19 protein-coding genes are annotated in these 15451 nt (G+C 35.2%); 11 read left to right on the plus strand and 8 right to left on the minus strand.

The genetic code is table 11. From position 1 onward, the window contains the following. Positions 1-275: 275 nt before the first annotated feature. Positions 276-776 (plus strand): C40 family peptidase, encoded by a 501-nt coding sequence (locus ACQKEV_RS16655; protein WP_427447775.1) that lies wholly within the window; start codon positions 276-278, stop codon positions 774-776. Between the two features lie 896 nt (positions 777-1672). Beyond that, on the plus strand, positions 1673-2035 hold the full coding sequence (locus tag ACQKEV_RS16660; protein WP_427447777.1) for a hypothetical protein: 363 nt from the start codon (positions 1673-1675) through the stop codon (positions 2033-2035). A 91-nt stretch (positions 2036-2126) separates the two neighbouring features. Here ACQKEV_RS16660 and ACQKEV_RS16665 read toward each other — a convergent pair whose 3' ends face one another. The 3 genes from ACQKEV_RS16665 to ACQKEV_RS16675 all read right to left on the minus strand — a co-directional run bounded on the left by ACQKEV_RS16665 (position 2127) and on the right by ACQKEV_RS16675 (position 3510). Further along, positions 2127-2612 (minus strand): hypothetical protein, encoded by a 486-nt coding sequence (locus tag ACQKEV_RS16665; protein ID WP_427447779.1) that lies wholly within the window; start codon positions 2610-2612, stop codon positions 2127-2129. 139 nt (positions 2613-2751) lie between these two features. Beyond that, complete coding sequence (locus ACQKEV_RS16670) at positions 2752-2997, minus strand: hypothetical protein (RefSeq protein ID WP_427447780.1); 246 nt, start codon at positions 2995-2997, stop codon at positions 2752-2754. A 54-nt stretch (positions 2998-3051) separates the two neighbouring features. Continuing rightward, positions 3052-3510: a JAB domain-containing protein gene (locus tag ACQKEV_RS16675; protein ID WP_427447782.1), complete on the minus strand. Its 459-nt coding sequence runs from the start codon at positions 3508-3510 to the stop codon at positions 3052-3054. 627 nt (positions 3511-4137) lie between these two features. Between ACQKEV_RS16675 and ACQKEV_RS16680 the strand changes: the two genes are divergently transcribed. The 3 genes from ACQKEV_RS16680 (at position 4138) to ACQKEV_RS16690 (ending at position 5337) form a co-directional block, all read left to right on the plus strand. Beyond that, positions 4138-4494, plus strand: coding sequence for a hypothetical protein (locus ACQKEV_RS16680; RefSeq protein ID WP_427447784.1), 357 nt, complete (start codon positions 4138-4140; stop codon positions 4492-4494). Positions 4495-4518: 24 nt separating this feature from the next. Then, on the plus strand, positions 4519-4863 hold the full coding sequence (locus ACQKEV_RS16685; RefSeq protein WP_427447786.1) for a hypothetical protein: 345 nt from the start codon (positions 4519-4521) through the stop codon (positions 4861-4863). Between the two features lie 99 nt (positions 4864-4962). Beyond that, positions 4963-5337, plus strand: a complete 375-nt coding sequence (locus tag ACQKEV_RS16690) for a transcriptional regulator (RefSeq protein WP_427447788.1) — start codon at positions 4963-4965, stop codon at positions 5335-5337. Between the two features lie 295 nt (positions 5338-5632). Here the strand turns inward: ACQKEV_RS16690 and ACQKEV_RS16695 are convergent, their stop codons facing one another. After that, the gene (locus ACQKEV_RS16695; protein ID WP_427447790.1) at positions 5633-7075 is read right to left on the minus strand and encodes a flavin monoamine oxidase family protein; all 1443 of its coding nucleotides are present in this window, start codon (positions 7073-7075) and stop codon (positions 5633-5635) included. 242 nt (positions 7076-7317) lie between these two features. Here ACQKEV_RS16695 and ACQKEV_RS16700 point away from each other — a divergent pair, with 242 nt between their 5' ends. The 6 genes from ACQKEV_RS16700 (at position 7318) to ACQKEV_RS16725 (ending at position 11588) form a co-directional block, all read left to right on the plus strand. Next, positions 7318-8199: an EAL domain-containing protein gene (locus ACQKEV_RS16700; RefSeq protein WP_427447791.1), complete on the plus strand. Its 882-nt coding sequence runs from the start codon at positions 7318-7320 to the stop codon at positions 8197-8199. Positions 8200-8664: 465 nt separating this feature from the next. Next, the gene (locus tag ACQKEV_RS16705; RefSeq protein ID WP_427447793.1) at positions 8665-8883 is read left to right on the plus strand and encodes a hypothetical protein; all 219 of its coding nucleotides are present in this window, start codon (positions 8665-8667) and stop codon (positions 8881-8883) included. A gap of 33 nt (positions 8884-8916) precedes the next feature. After that, the gene (locus ACQKEV_RS16710; protein WP_427447829.1) at positions 8917-9351 is read left to right on the plus strand and encodes an N-acetylmuramoyl-L-alanine amidase; all 435 of its coding nucleotides are present in this window, start codon (positions 8917-8919) and stop codon (positions 9349-9351) included. 264 nt (positions 9352-9615) lie between these two features. Continuing rightward, on the plus strand, positions 9616-10515 hold the full coding sequence (locus tag ACQKEV_RS16715) for a hypothetical protein (RefSeq protein WP_427447795.1): 900 nt from the start codon (positions 9616-9618) through the stop codon (positions 10513-10515). A gap of 11 nt (positions 10516-10526) precedes the next feature. Continuing rightward, on the plus strand, positions 10527-11153 hold the full coding sequence (locus ACQKEV_RS16720) for a hypothetical protein (protein WP_427447797.1): 627 nt from the start codon (positions 10527-10529) through the stop codon (positions 11151-11153). A 204-nt stretch (positions 11154-11357) separates the two neighbouring features. Further along, the gene (locus tag ACQKEV_RS16725; RefSeq protein ID WP_427447798.1) at positions 11358-11588 is read left to right on the plus strand and encodes a hypothetical protein; all 231 of its coding nucleotides are present in this window, start codon (positions 11358-11360) and stop codon (positions 11586-11588) included. A gap of 43 nt (positions 11589-11631) precedes the next feature. On the opposite strand, the gene ACQKEV_RS16730 is transcribed toward ACQKEV_RS16725, so the two are convergent. The 4 genes from ACQKEV_RS16730 to ACQKEV_RS16745 all read right to left on the minus strand — a co-directional run bounded on the left by ACQKEV_RS16730 (position 11632) and on the right by ACQKEV_RS16745 (position 15378). After that, positions 11632-11715 (minus strand): Ltp family lipoprotein, encoded by an 84-nt coding sequence (locus ACQKEV_RS16730; protein WP_427447831.1) that lies wholly within the window; start codon positions 11713-11715, stop codon positions 11632-11634. Positions 11716-12334: 619 nt separating this feature from the next. Next, positions 12335-13426, minus strand: a complete 1092-nt coding sequence (locus ACQKEV_RS16735) for a GGDEF domain-containing protein (protein ID WP_427457984.1) — start codon at positions 13424-13426, stop codon at positions 12335-12337. A gap of 371 nt (positions 13427-13797) precedes the next feature. Next, entirely contained in the window at positions 13798-14307 is a 510-nt protein-coding gene (locus ACQKEV_RS16740) for a DUF3231 family protein (protein WP_427447802.1), read from the minus strand. Positions 14308-14541: 234 nt separating this feature from the next. After that, positions 14542-15378 (minus strand): STAS domain-containing protein, encoded by an 837-nt coding sequence (locus ACQKEV_RS16745; RefSeq protein WP_427447803.1) that lies wholly within the window; start codon positions 15376-15378, stop codon positions 14542-14544. Positions 15379-15451: the final 73 nt, after the last annotated feature.

Here is a 15451-nt window from a genome sequence, read left to right on the forward strand (position 1 = left end):
ATATAATTAATTAAAAGTAAATAGAAGTCCCCTTTTCAAATGAAAAGGGGACTTCTGTTTTTTATGAAATTAAAATACTGTTCGATATCAAAAATGTGTTGTTTAAAACACTTATAAGCAGAATATTACGAATATTATAATAAATAATAAAATTGTAATATCATTGTTACGTAAATGTAAAATTAAATAGGTTTATATCGTGGTAGACTGTGGTTAAGTTAATTTTTCAGAAAATAATTCAGCCTAGAGCTAAATATCGGGGGATTTTACTTTATATGAAATTACAGTCACGGTTGCTTAAGGGCATTTCAATATTTACATTAGCATCATTCATCTTTATAGCTCCATTTGCAAATCAAGCAGAAGCTGCTTCAAGTATAAACGCAACACAAATCGTAACAACTGCAAACCAAGTAATGGGTACCAAGTATGTATGGGGTGGTACTACAACAACAGGCTTTGACTGCTCAGGATTTATTGGGTACGTATATAAAAAAGCTGGTGTTGCCTTACCAAGAACAACTGCTGGGATGATAACTGTTGGTACTACAGTTTCAAAAAATAACCTTAAAGCCGGCGATTTGGTATTCTTCAATACTTCAGGTAAAGGTGTATCTCATGCAGGAATTTACATTGGAAACGGCAAGTTCGCACATTCTTCATCCAGTAAAGGTGTTTCTGTATCAAAATTAAACGATCCTTACTACTGGGGTGCTAAATATATGGGTGCTAAGCGTGTAGCAAAAGTATCTCAAGTAGCTTCATCAAAAAAATAAACTCACATTTCTAAACGTCTTACTGCAGACTATCATGCAGTAAGACGTTTATTAGTTTATGTACTGAACACTTTTTCTATGTTTTTACACTAATGTTTCTAGTAATATAGAGAAATTCAATCTACTGAAAGACGGGAAATAAATAAACCATATTTTTTTACTTTATTTTTTAAATGATTTAATTGTTCAACATACAACTATCGTTCTATCTATTAACAGTGGTTTTATGTTGAACAGTTTCAACTGTTTCTTCCTCATTCATAAGTTCATCCAAGAGATTTATATTGTGTTTCATGCTAAGTAAAACTATATAACAGGCACATATATTTAATGCAGGTGATAAAATTTTGGATAAGGAAATATCTTGGGAAAATATAAAAAAGTACACCGTGGCAAAACAGAATATTACAATTGATATCATAAAAAAGATTCTCGCGATTATTATATTCCCCTTTGGCGCTATAACTGTAGCGACATACACACTTGTAAAGACTCCCAAAAAATCTATTATAAATATCATTAAATAAACATAATTATCGGATGAATGCCAAGCATATTCCAAAAAATAGTACGAAAGATAAGAAATGTAACCAATGGGCAAGAAGAAAATCCATCTAAATAGTTTTACCTCCCATACCCAAGACCACATTATCTTCATGTTGTTCAACGCAATCCACCTCACTTAATAGTAAAAAGCCAATGACTCCTTTTAATAGAATGTACTTTTTGACAAGCAAGAATAGAATAAGATATTTGAATTTAGCATTAAAGTATATTTTTAGAAATCTAGTTTTATAGGCAATCAATTTTATAAATAAAGTAATAAAATTAGGAAATCTTTCAATAGAATAAAAAATAAACATAACTTTTATGAAAAATATTAATGGGGGAGTGCCATGAAATACATTATTATCTTATTAATTTCATCATCATTGTTATTACCCGGTTGTTCAAAAAGAACTGATACTGAAAGGGTACATGAAGATTTAATTGATATGATAGCAATTAATGATGTATACCTTTATTACAGCGAAGAAGAAACGAAAAGCTTTAATCAAAGTGAAATTGACATTTTAATAGGTGAAGTTTTATTTACAGTAAAAGGGAATGAAAAAGGTGGTTATAAGCCGAAAAACGGGGATGCAACATTTTTAGATGTAGGAACTAAAATTTACTCTGTAGTGGGTTATAGCAGCATTGAAAGAGTATACGCAAATGGTAAATTGTATGGACCGTATAGTTTTCTACAAAAACATTAACTTTTAACCAAGCAATGATGCGACTTGGTATTGATTTCACAAAGAAACCCTCACAATAAAAACATTCCCATTGTGAGGGTTTCAAATTTGTCTAGTGAGCACCTTTGTTTTTTTTCGGTGAATCATGGATATAGTTTTCAATCTCTTCTTTTAACCAGTAAGGTTTCCCTCCAATTAAGGCTGTTTCATTGGGCAGTTTCCCTCTCTTTCGTAACATGTGAATTTTCTTGGTATCCATGTTTCTTCCATGCTCATTCATCAACTCGCCAATATCTTTCTGGCTTAATAAGTCATTTGGATTCTTAATAATCAGCGGTTTAAATAATTTTGTATGATAAGTGTCGGAATAAAAGTAAGTGAATACTCGATTCATCGCGAATTCAATCCAATCAGAATCCAGTTCTTTAAAGATGAGATTCAAATCAAACGATTCTTCGTATTCAAAGAAACGTGCAAGTGCTACGAGCACTTGTTCATTTTGATTTAATGATTTCAAGTCTTGCTGCTGTTCTTTTGTTTCTACATAAGACCTAAGATTCTGGCATTTCGCCAGAATTTCCATAGTTGCCTTTTTCAAGTGAATTCCCTCCTTTGTTGAATCATTCAACATTTTACTTAGTGTATCAAGTTTTGTTGAATGATTCAACAAACTTCCTTTATCGCGTTTTTAATGACTACAATCCCCCCAGTAAAAAGCGAATTACTGGGGGGAAATATCATCTGCCTATCTTTACATCACCAAAAGCTGTGTTTTGTGAAGCTGCATAGATTACACGATTTTGAATGGCAAATGGGATATTCAGTTTGTCGCATGATTGGAACGCAAACAAAATAGCTTTTCTGCTCTTGGTGCACTCGATGACATCTTGATGGATGGATGCGACACACAAATTTCTTCGCCAAAAGTGAAGGCTACGAAGTGCACTTATCTGTGTATCATTTAATGGATACTTTTCAGTCATGGGTATTCCTCCTTTCTAGGATAAAAACAAAAGGGGAGACATCCCCTTTTGCATTTAAAGCACTCCTTTTTCTTTCAGTGAAATTCCGTCTTCATGACTCACAATAATGGAATCTAATACCTCAATGCCCATAATCTCACCGGCTTCCATCAGTCGTTTACTAACTTCAATATCCTCCGGTGAATACTGACAGTTGCCGGATGGATGGTTATGAGCCACTAAAATACTCCCTGCATTATTGAGAATGGCGGATTTGAACACTTCTCTCGGATGCACAATGCTGGCATTTAAGCTCCCAACATGACTTTTATGAACGGCGGTGACCTGGTTTTTTACATTGACGCAAAGTACCAAAAACACCTCTCGGTCCTCTTCTGCTATCATGGCTTTAATGAATTCGATGGCATCTTTTGGTGAACGGATTTGTTTAGGCATTAAGCTCGTATAGGCTTCTTCCACCTCTCGGATTTCTTGTTTAATACGTACGATTTCAATCACTTTGTTTAATGTCATGATTTGTTTAGCTCCTTTTTTGTGTTGTTCTCCGGGCGGTAAATGTCCCAAAAGGGATTATTTTTTGCCTTTTGACACGAAGGACGAACAGATCCAATAGCCGACCAGTCAAGGGTCACAGCGTAAAAAGTTTTTCTGCGCAAGCGTGATGTGAAAAAGTTTTTCGCCCCTTGACTGTTGTTTTGGTGGTTAGTCGGCTCCTGTCTTTGTCCGAAACAGAGGGAGGGCGAACGCCTAGGAATCTGCCTTTGTTTCGGACTTAGACAGGCTGGGAATCTGTACGATCCGGAGGACAAAAGCAAAAAATACAACAACAAAAGGCAGCCACTTGGCTGCCCTCCATTTCTTCATTTCTTTTATTTGATTATCTTTTCAGCTCGTTTCCTCGTAAAGAAAAGAACAGGAACCTACGATATGTAGGCGAAGCCGTACAGCTCGTGGTTATCGGGCTTTTTAGAGGAAAGCGACACGTTAGAGCATCTTTCAAAGCGTTTGCTGCTTTGTTAGGAGCTATCGTGCTGCCGCCATGAAGGTATTTGATTCTATAAGGTCTAGTTTTAGAAGGAATCCTCTGATAAATGGAGAATACTGTAAAAGTGTGATAAAACTCATGTAAGAGGAGGACCAATGAAGAATATAAAAACAGTGGATGCCGCAAAAAAAGAAATCCAGGTGCTTGAAGATTTTGTGTCTCTCGTAGAAAACTATCAAGCGACAACCTTAGTGCAAAAGATAGTAAAGGCTTATGCCTATTCAGGAAGCATAGCCAAAGTCGTTGCATACATAAACAATGAATTTGGTCCTGACACGATTGATAAAACATACGTTACTGATCTGCTCAAAAGCAAACCTCAAGATGAATTACATAAGCACATGAAAGGATACTACTTAACTAAAACACGCCACACAAGGAAAAAGCCGAGTAAATCACCTACTCACACAACATTTCAGCACATTGAACACAATGACATAGGTAAAAGATAGTTAGATATGGGAGGAATAGACACGATGAATCATGAAGCTGTAAACATATTTGTGCCGAAGGATTTCGAGGATGAGATGGAGGTTCTTACGACGATATTCAACCCTACAAATGATATTGGACTCGCAATTGCCGGGGAAAACATGCACCCAACTTCAAAGTGTCCGATTTTAAGAATATTTATGTTAGAAACTGTCGATCACGGATGGACTTTTAAAGAAGAACTACAGGCGTTTACCTTCTCGAATTTTGATGACGCCCAAACTTTCCTAGAAAACCTTCCTCAAATGTCTGCGCTAGAAATGCTCATCATTATGAACGGTCAAAAAGGGTTAGGAGAAATAGAGTCCGAAATTGGCCTGCTCTCTTAGCATGATACTTGATCCCAGCTAGTAGGTTACCCACTCACTCAATTACTATGAAAGTTCGGTCTACTTTTGCATATAGTAATAAAAATGGGGGGTGCTAGCTTGGACGAGAAGAGAAGAAAAGATAGTTGGACGGAAGAAGATGATAAGATTCTAGCAGACACAGTCTTAACCTTTGTGCGTGAAGGGAAAACACAACTACAAGCTTTTGTAGAAGCCGCAACAATCCTTGGCCGTACAAGGCAGGCATGTGGGTTCCGGTGGAATAAAACATTACGCAAACATTACAATATACAAAAAGTGAACCGAATCAAACCCAATGAAGTTCACAGTCATCTACAACAAGCCATGACATCTTATGATGAATTGGCAAAAGCATACGAAAGACTAAAACGGGACTATGAACAGCTACAGTCCGAACACCAAAAGGTAAAGACATGGCTTATTAATGGAAAAGAGTTATTACGAATTGAATAGATTGTTGGAGAGAGCATTAAACATTAATGCTCTCTTTTAATTGTTACGAATGGAATATTGGAATTAGAAAGTGATTTGACTGTAGTACTTTCATAACAACAAAGAATTACCTTTTAGAGAAGGATTTCTTCCGAAAATCCTATACAAAAAATTCGGGTCGGCATAAATTATTTTATGCTCATTATTAATTAAATAAGTTTCATACTCCTGTTTCCTTATTATGATAGTGTCGAGCAATTGACAGACTCTCCATTTCCCCGGAGGGTCTTTTTTAGTAGATTTATTTTCATTGATATCAATAAGGTAAATTATTGACTTCATTTGCAACACGGATACCAGATTCGATTGCACTTTGAATCCAACCATGAGGTTGTGATGTGTGTTCGCCGGCAAAGTGTACTCTCCCCTCAAATGCAGAGATAGACTGGGATAGTTCTGTTTCTTGTTCAGGTTTAAATAGTGCAAAAGCGCCTCCTGAATAAGGATTTTGACTCCAACTGAAGGAGCTTCCAGTGATGAACTCATCATATACTTGTTGACCGTGAATGATTGCTAAATTCTTTAAAGCTTGTTGAATTCTTTCATCCTCGCGTAAACTGTCCCATGGAACGGTATCATCCTCCCATGTATAACTAACAATAATCAGACCTGATTCGTTACTCCCAATTCCATGACTAGGATAATAAGTAAATCGGATAGGCAAATCCGATACCGTTTGCCCGCCTTGTATGCCTATTTCTTCCCAGAAACGATGTTTAAATTGGAGGCCAATCTTTGTGGAAGTGACGTAATGAAGTTCTCGAATAGCTTTCCATTTATTATGCGAAAAAGAATCGTGGGGTTCGATTTCTATAAATTGCATAATGGAGAATGGAACGGTCATGATGCAAATATCACACGTCATCAGTCCAGGATGATTTAATTCTGTATTCTTCGACCAAATCTTCACTTGATTGTTCTCTTGAACAATCTTGACAACTTGATGATTATAAAGAATTTCGTCCTCAAGTTGTGGGAGAAAAGCTTTAGGGAGTTGATCATTTCCTCCCGTTATTTCATAGAACTCTATAGATGGATTGAAGAGAATCATAAATTCACGTAATAAATCAAGAAACGCAAGTTCAGCGAGTCCTTCCATGGAGAGAAACACCTTTATCATTTCAATTGCCGCGGGCGATAAATGCACGCCGTTTGGATTGTATCGCAAAAAGCTGTCCATGGAGTATCTGTCATACTCCTTGATTACCCAATTCCAATTCTCTGCAGGGTTAAGGTTAATAAAATCAATGACTGGTTGAATCACCATTTGTGCAAGTTCTTTAGCGGTTTTGCCTTTCTCGTTGGGGGCAACAGGATAGCCGAGAATATCGGGATTCTGTTCATAAATGTATTTGCGTGTTGTCATTCCGTTAACATGAATCAAATCGTTCGGCGAACTATTAATAAATGGATTAATTGGGAGACTAAATTTTTTAATATATGCCAATGTCAAAGCATGAGTATTTGGAATTCGCATGGCACCAGCTTCCATATACAAACCATCTACAAAAGGTGAACGCATTGTAAAAACCCGTCCCCCCACCCTGTCGGAGGCTTCCAATATCGTTACTTCATGTCCGGCTTCCTTTAACAAGGAGGCTGCAACAAGTCCTGCCATACCAGCACCAACGATGACTACTTTTTTAGGAGAAGTAGTTTTATTTAAACCGAATTCAATCAGAGAGATTTTCTGATTCATCGATAGTGATTCCACATTCGTCAGGTCTATACATCCTTTCAATTCTAATGGCTCTCAAAATAAGTTACTCTAAAACATTGACAAAGATGCCTTCTGGCATTAAATGGGTTAATGTGAAAATCACATTAGAACCGCAGGAGTTTGCAAAATATAGAAGGAGGAGGTTTTACAAATATTTAACACTGGGGAAATAATTGGAACGTATACTTGAAGAGAAATGAAGTAAGTTTGAAGGAGTTCCAATGAAAATTAATCAACTAACGACATTATTTAAGTACTTTAAGTTTCTACATACACATCATAATTATCTCACCCAAGAATTTGTAAAGAATGAAGAGTTTAAAGGATTAATTCATAAACAAAAAATAACAACGGTATTTCAACCCATTTTATCCTTAACAGAAAATGAAACCCTGGGATTTGAAATTTTAAATCGCCCAGAACCTACGCTCAGTTTTCCGACGACAGACAAGTTTTATGACTACGTTGGGCAAAGCGAAACGGTGTTTATAGTCGAAGCTTTTTTACGGGATCTTTCGTTAGAAAGATATTCTGAACAGATAATACATACGCACAATCATAAAAATCAATTGGTATTTCTTAATATTCAACCTCAAGTTTTAGCTGATTCAGCCTATCGAAGTGGAAAAACATTGGAACTATTAAGTAAATACAACCTTTCACCGAGTCAAATTGTTTTAGAATTAACCGAAAAAGAGGCGGTGCTTGACTATAATCGATTTGAAAAGATTATCGATAACTATCGTCAGCAAGGATTTAGAGTGGCAGTTGATGATGCTGGTACCGGATACAATAGCTTAAAGACTCTCGTATACTTAAAATCAGAATTTATCAAGATTGATAAATCGCTAATTCGAAACATTCACAGTAACCCTGCGCAGCAGCATCTCGTCGAGTTGTTATTGGAATTTGCAGCGCAATCCAAAACAAGTGTGATTGCAGAAGGAATTGAAACCTTGTCAGAACTAAGATTTCTACAACGTTTGGGTGTTCCCTATGGACAAGGATATGCACTAGGTAAACCAAACTCATTGTTATGTAATGGACAGTTACCGGCGTCACCTATTATCACCACTACGTCTTTGAATCGAGCTATTTTATAATACCAACAAAAAATTGTGATGAAATCTAAGAATTTCAGAAAACCCATCTCGTTACTCAAATTGTTGAGAAACAAGATGGGTTGTTTTTTAAAGTTATACTCCCATTATATAGAAGACTATTAATCTAATAGCACTACTGTGATACAGTTAAATAGTATCTAATTCAAACCGCTGTAAGTTCTTTAGTGGATTCGCTTTGCAAGAATTCTACATAATCAAACCTGAATAAAACCTGTTGTGAAAATAAAAAATATGGAGGTATTTGTGTGATTTCCTATATCGGAGATATTGCTAAAGAGACGCCCATCGTATCTTTTGAAACACCATGTAATCAAATTGATCAAATTTTTCAAGATAACCAAAGTTTACAGGCATCGTTTTAATAGATAAGAAACTTGGGGTCGGCATAATTACTCGCACCTATTTCTACCAAAAATAGGAAATTGTTATGAGTATAATCTGTATATGATGAAATCTATAGATGTTTTAGCAAATAAACAACCGTTGATTGTGGACTATTTCACATCAATCATTGAAGTAAGCAAACTAGCCATGAATAGACCAGAAGAAGAGATATACGATGATATCATCATCGTAATGGACCATACCATTATAGGGGTAGTTAGTATAAAGAATTTACTCATGAAAGTGTCCGATACACAGGTGGAGTTTACTGTATATTGATTTAGATCGGTTCAAAGCTTACAACAAAAGTCTATACATTCATTAGTAGTTCGCGCTATGAGACTCAAAGATCGTGGATTAAAAAAGCAAAACTTTCATGTCTTACGTGAGGAGAGTATGCCGGCAATCCTAATTGAGGGAGGGTATATGGATTCCATAATTGACATGGAATCTCTTCGTGATGACTCCAAGTTGAAATCGCAAGGAGAAGCAATTGCTGAGGGACTTGTAAAGTTTTACAAACTTCAAAAAAGATTTAATGAATCTGAAGTGAAAGGAGTGAGCAAAATGGAAGAATATAATAAAGATGCACAACCGTCTAAGTCTCAAGTTGTTGAATTTAAAGCAGCAGTAGCAGCTGGAATTACTGACGGGACATATCCCCAACGTCCAGCTAGCCGAGAAGAGGTAGCAGTTACGATTTATCGAGTGACAAAGAATAGAGTGGGGCTTTTTTATGGATATTAGATCTAAACAAATAAAAATGTGTAAAATTCTCTGTCCCTAAGCTGGTGTTGTCTAATATCAGCTTGTCAATACTTAAAATGTGGAAAACTTTTTTTGTTTTAGTTAAAAAAATAAACATTTTTAAATAAAGTTTCCCAATTTTATTTTCAAGAAATTCCCTTTAGTTCCATATATAATTAATCTTGCAGGTGAATTTAAAGAGAGGAAAATATCACTAATCATCTATAGGGACAAATTACTAAAAAGTAAATGAGGATGAGTTCAATGGGGATTTTAAAGAAAGTATTACTCTTATCAATTTTATTAAGTTTATTAAACACTACCATCTCCTATGCGGATGTTGGTACAATAACTAATGATCCAGATTCTTTTGATGAAAATAGTTTTAATCCTGATGGTTATATAGATGAAAGCTTTATTCCACCAAGCGAAAATAATTTGTATGATCATTCCGAATTTAATAGTGAGAACGATTTATTAAATTCAGTGCGAGTTTATGAACAGCCAAGTATTGTATATAAAAATAATGATGTAATCACTCCTCCAGTAGAAATTATGGGAGTTAAACCGATTAAAGAATCCTCAATTGCAATTGAATCTAGAGAAGTATCTACCATGGCAATTGAACCAATGGCGGTTGCACCGATTAATGGTGATGCTAAAATCTTACCTTATACTGATTATGGAACCAAAATTTATACCTATGAGAAACAATCGGGAACAATGACTGCGAAAAAGTATGTAGTGATGAAAATATTAGGAAAAACTTTAGGAACAGTGGAAATGATAGTGTTAGAGTTAGTAGAATCAGCTCTAAGCACAATTGATTATGGGAAAATCACACAAGCAGAAACTAGATACTCATTCACGTATCCGGGTAAACAAGTTAGCATATATTCCAACAGAATCTGGCAAAAACGATATGAAGAAATATCACGCTATACCTGGGCACATACTTGGGGATATTGGACTCCCAAAAATTCCAATTATCCAAAGCAGTATACAATAAGTAAAACACCAAACAACGGATATAAAACACCTTTTAAATCTGAATTCTCACCGAACTTTACTACAGATTCAACTTTAATTAAGAGAGGTCGAGAAAATTATTATATGTATGATGGTTACTGGAAATATCCACTATATTGGAATGGGATGAACTGAAAGGTAGTAAAATGAAATTATTTAAAAAAATTTTCTTATTATATTTTACTTCGATTATAATTGCTGGATGTGCCAATGAGAATATTAAATTAGAAGAAACGATAAAGAATAGTCCTCCAATTAAAAACGAAACAGTAGAATCGAGTTCTCCCATTCAATTGGAGCATCATGAACTGTTTAAAAGAATAAAAGAATTGGAAAGTATGGAAATTAAATTTACGGAAAAGTCTCTTGAAATTAAGGGACAAGTAACAGCGACTGAGATTAAAAATGAATTGTTTCTCAGCATAGACATTGTATTTGATAAACCTCAGAAAATCTTGAAAAATACATTAGTATTAGCTGTTTTTGATAAATCATTACAAAATTATGCAATTGCTGATTATCCGTATGTAACTAATTTTCAGGGACAAGAAATTACAATTTCACCTAGTAAAGATCCCAAAGGCTTTTCAGTGGGTAGAGCAATAGCACTAAAAAAAGATCTTACTAATGAGAAGGAATTTGTTAAAGTATTTCAGAGTGTAAAATTTATGTTAGTTTACGAAGACGATTCAGGGAATTTGCAAAGAGAATATTTTATCTCGAATATTAACGATTTTACTATATCACCAGAGTTACTAAAGCTAATCAAATGATTTTGGAACTTAAGATTATCTTATATTTAGAAAAGACTGTCTAAGGGCATTTTTATTATTTTGGTGATAATAAAAATTGGTAACCGTTCATGCGACTTTACATTAGAGCAAAACTCACAGACTGAGGGTCAAGAAGTGGACGACTTTTAATGTTACCCGGCATATATTTAAGAATTAAGACTAGCTGATGCTTATTATGATAAAGTGCACAACCACAAACTCGAGGAATTTGAATTACAGAGTCTACAAGAGGAAGTGCAGCGAGCATTAGATAGTCGTTTTGAAACCCGGATTACATCCTGGAAGGATGTTCATTTTAATAATCATCGAGGAATTGTACATGAAGTTAGCACTCAATATTTACGGTATGAGGATTCGTTCGGAAAACATGAAATTCAAATCCATGAAATTGTAGCTGCCATGATATTGGAATGAAAAATGCCCAACCACGTTTGTGGAAGGGCTTGTTTTTATTTAACTATAAATTATCTATCGCGTATTGCGCTTCTTCCGGAGTGAATTTTTCCCCGTATTCCGAAATCAATATAGCCAAAGGAATCATACAACATTCTAAAGATAATGATTGTCGGTTTCAAATAGTCTTAATTTTTTCTAATGCTTGAATAAAAAAACCCCAAAGGGAATTCTAGTGACCAAAGTTATTTGAGTAACTTCTCAATTGCGGATGCCGCAAATTCAATATCATCATAGCAAGCAATCTCTTTTCCACCATTATCGGAAATTTGAAATAGTTTTTGATTCTCGACGTGTTTTAGGTGTACTGAAAAAGAGTCGAGAGAGTTAGAGAATGTGTGGGTAATATTACAATCAGTGTAGTATATTAACTCGGTTAACATCTTCTTTATTTTAAGAGATTGCATTTTTTGCTCCTCCCTAAAAGTATCCAGAGTTTGTCTACTACTATAGTATACACGAAGCTCCGTTATAGATGTTATATCAAAAAAATTACCAGGAAGTATAGAAAGTATAAATACTTTAATGATGGACAATCTACTATTTAAAGAGGTGTCATATGGAAAGCTATTTAAAAACAATACTGCTCGTGTTTGGAATATCTATAGTCGTATTCTCTGTTTTTGTGCTCATTGCTTATTTTTATGATGACATCAGTTTTTTTCTATTCATTATAATATCTCATGTAAATTAAGCAAGTTGCTCAGTTAAATACCCGAACCATATTCTGTGATTTGATTTCTTCCGACTTTTTTTGATGTATATAATGCATCATCAGCTTCTTTGATTAGTTGTTCTAATGTCTTATTTTTGGATGTTGAACTGATGCCAATAGAAATAGTCAACCTCTTGTCCGGTTGATGTTCCTCCCCTTCAAAAGTGTAAACTTCGATTGCTTTCCTTATGCGTTCTACGATGTCATACACCGCTGTCTGATTAACTTCATTTGAAAAACAAATAATGAATTCTTCTCCACCATATCGTGCGACAAAGTCATCGACTCTTACATTTTCTTTTAAAATGAGACCCACGGTTTTTAGAATATGATCCCCTTTTTGATGACCATGCGTATCATTGTAGTTTTTAAAGTAGTCTACATCAACCATAGAAATCGTCACAGTTGATTGCTTGGCCATAAGGGTCTCAACATTCTTCTTAAAGTAACGGATATTTGGTAGTTGAGTCAAAGGATCATGATTTGAAAGAATTTCTAATTCTTTTCGCAAACTAATATTCTGATGGTTATCGTTCACCATTAATCCCATGGCGAGGACAGCTATGGACGCAAAGAAAAACATCGCCAGGATAAGTGGGATGGTAATCGGTGTAGTCAAATATAGCCCGATAAACTTAACAATTTCAAATATGGTACATCCAATCATCATCTCAGGAATCTTGATGATGATTGGATGTTTAAAGACCGTTTTCAAGTGAAATAAGCTTCCAAGTAGCACCGGAAGGAGAATAGAAAGCCCTATGCCTTGCACAACGGTAGGTCCACCGAGAAGAAAACGGTAAAAAAGAGGAAGAACACTTGAAATAACTCCCCATTTCCATCCGCCAATATAAGAAATAAAAAAGAGAGGTACCTCTCTTAAATCAAGCAGCATGCCTTCAAATTCTAACTGATTATACATAACAGAAAAAGATAGAAACCCAAAGAAAAGTGAAATTAACCACATCGAATAATTGGACTCTTTCTTTTCAAAAAGAGTCAACTCTTTCACTTTCAATGCGATAAACATCAAAGCAATTATTAGTGTCATATTCTCAAAAAAGAAAAAAATCATGGAATGCATGTCAAAACCCCTAGTAACTTATCAAAGTATAGTCTACCAATAATAGGGATAAAATACATACTTAATTCTCGATTTACCGAAATTATTTGAAGAAGTGGGCGAGAATCTCACCGTAAATAGCAATCTTGTGAGCTCAAGAGATATTAAATTCTGCGAAAGAAATAACATCTCATAGAAAACCAAGAAGTCATCAGTGTAATGATTATTATGCTCACTTAAAGCATTTAAGTTTGCGTTTGAAACTTAGCCGAGAACTGGATATTAAAAACGAGAATATAAAATGAAGAAAATCAGGAATGCCCATACTCAGACATTCCTGATTATTTTGGTGTGAAATTGCAGTTGAAGTTCATTCTAGTGATGAACCATTACTATTTTTGGGGAATATTTAAATGTAAAGGAGGAGGAATTAACCATCCTTTTGTCTTATTAAGCTTTAACATTTTCGCCCCAAATAGCGCCTTCTTCATATGAAATTGCCCGTACATCATGGCAACATCTTCACGAATGGACTGCCCCATTACTTGACTGCATGCAACTAACCCTTTCGCAACGTCTAAAGACAGGGCTGCACTAATCTCAGGATCGGAGAACCGAGCACCTACAGGTATCTCCTCTAAGTTTGCCTGTGGACGTTCCGGTGGTGCAGGTGGAAGACCGATACCATTAGTTTTAAATAATTTTTCTAACTGAAGATTCTCTTCTTTCATGCCTTGAATGGACTCGTCAATGTGCTTCTTTAAATCAACATCACCAACATGGTTGGAAAATGTTTGATACGCTGCGATTAGGCCATTGTTGGTTAATAAGTGTGTCCATATCCCAAATACTTCACCAAAATGTAACGGTTCATCCTCTGGTTTGCCTGATAAAATACCCACAATTCCACTCCTTCGTTCGTTATAAATTTTGCACGAGCAAATTTATTATGTGAGTAATTAAATTTGCTATGCACAATTACAAAGATGTGTAAAAGAGTTTAACGGAAAGAATTTTAAAAGCCCCACACAGTGAAGTGAGAGGCTGAACAAATAGAATATAATTCAACTAGGGTAAAGCGAACACTAAGAAATTGAAATAATTCGTGTTTTTACTTTAAAAATTCCACGGATTCTTTAGTTTATATGAACTCCATGAATATGTAATACCTGTTTAAGTGAGCCGAAAGTTTGGATCTCTTTGAAATCTATTCCCAAACTGAGCATTGCAACAGCATTTTCTGGTCGTATACCTGTAATGACTGGTGTCACACCAATTAATTTAAGTGAGCTTGTCAGCATGAATAATTTATTTGCGACAAAGGTGTCGATCATTGGCACCCCAGATAAATCCACGATTAATACTGTATTTCCTAGTTCTGAACACTTGTTCAGAGCAGACTCTAATAAGATTTCCGCTCGATCTATGTCTATCTCACCAATTAAAGGTAAAATGGCAATGTTTTGAGATAAAGAAACTATCGGTGTAGAAATTGCTAGCTTTTCTTTATTCGCTAGCTTAAGCGTTTGTTTATGATGTTCCACGAACGTGATACCAAATATATGAGAAGTGAGGTCTAGAACAGAATCAGTAACTTGGCCAATCATTAATAAGTCATCACGATTTTCATTTTGATACATCGTGTTTTCCTTGATAAAGTCCCAAACGGCTTTACGGTAATACTTGGTTGTCATCAATAATTGATCAATGGATACACCGTAATTGACAGCTGCTATACTAGTAGTGCGTGCCCATTCAGTTACTTTGTCTATTACAGGATCTATACTCGAATTAGTTAAAGCCTCCCCCATATAGTGAATTAACTGAGCTCTCCACTGAGTAACTGATTCGTCTTCTAACTTACTTTCCTGAAGAAAAGATGTGTATCTCTTATCCAAAGCCTTGCTAATTCCTCTAGATAACTCTAGTTGATTATCCACAATTAATTGGCCTGTCGAGTAAACAAAACTCATCTCTACACCTCCAACTTGAGTCCACAAACCCGAACTCATTTCTTCTTATTGTATACCATTTAACTGTTTATTG

Source organism: Paenisporosarcina sp. NPDC076907 (assembly GCF_050269735.1).
GTDB lineage: Bacteria > Bacillota > Bacilli > Bacillales_A > Planococcaceae > Paenisporosarcina.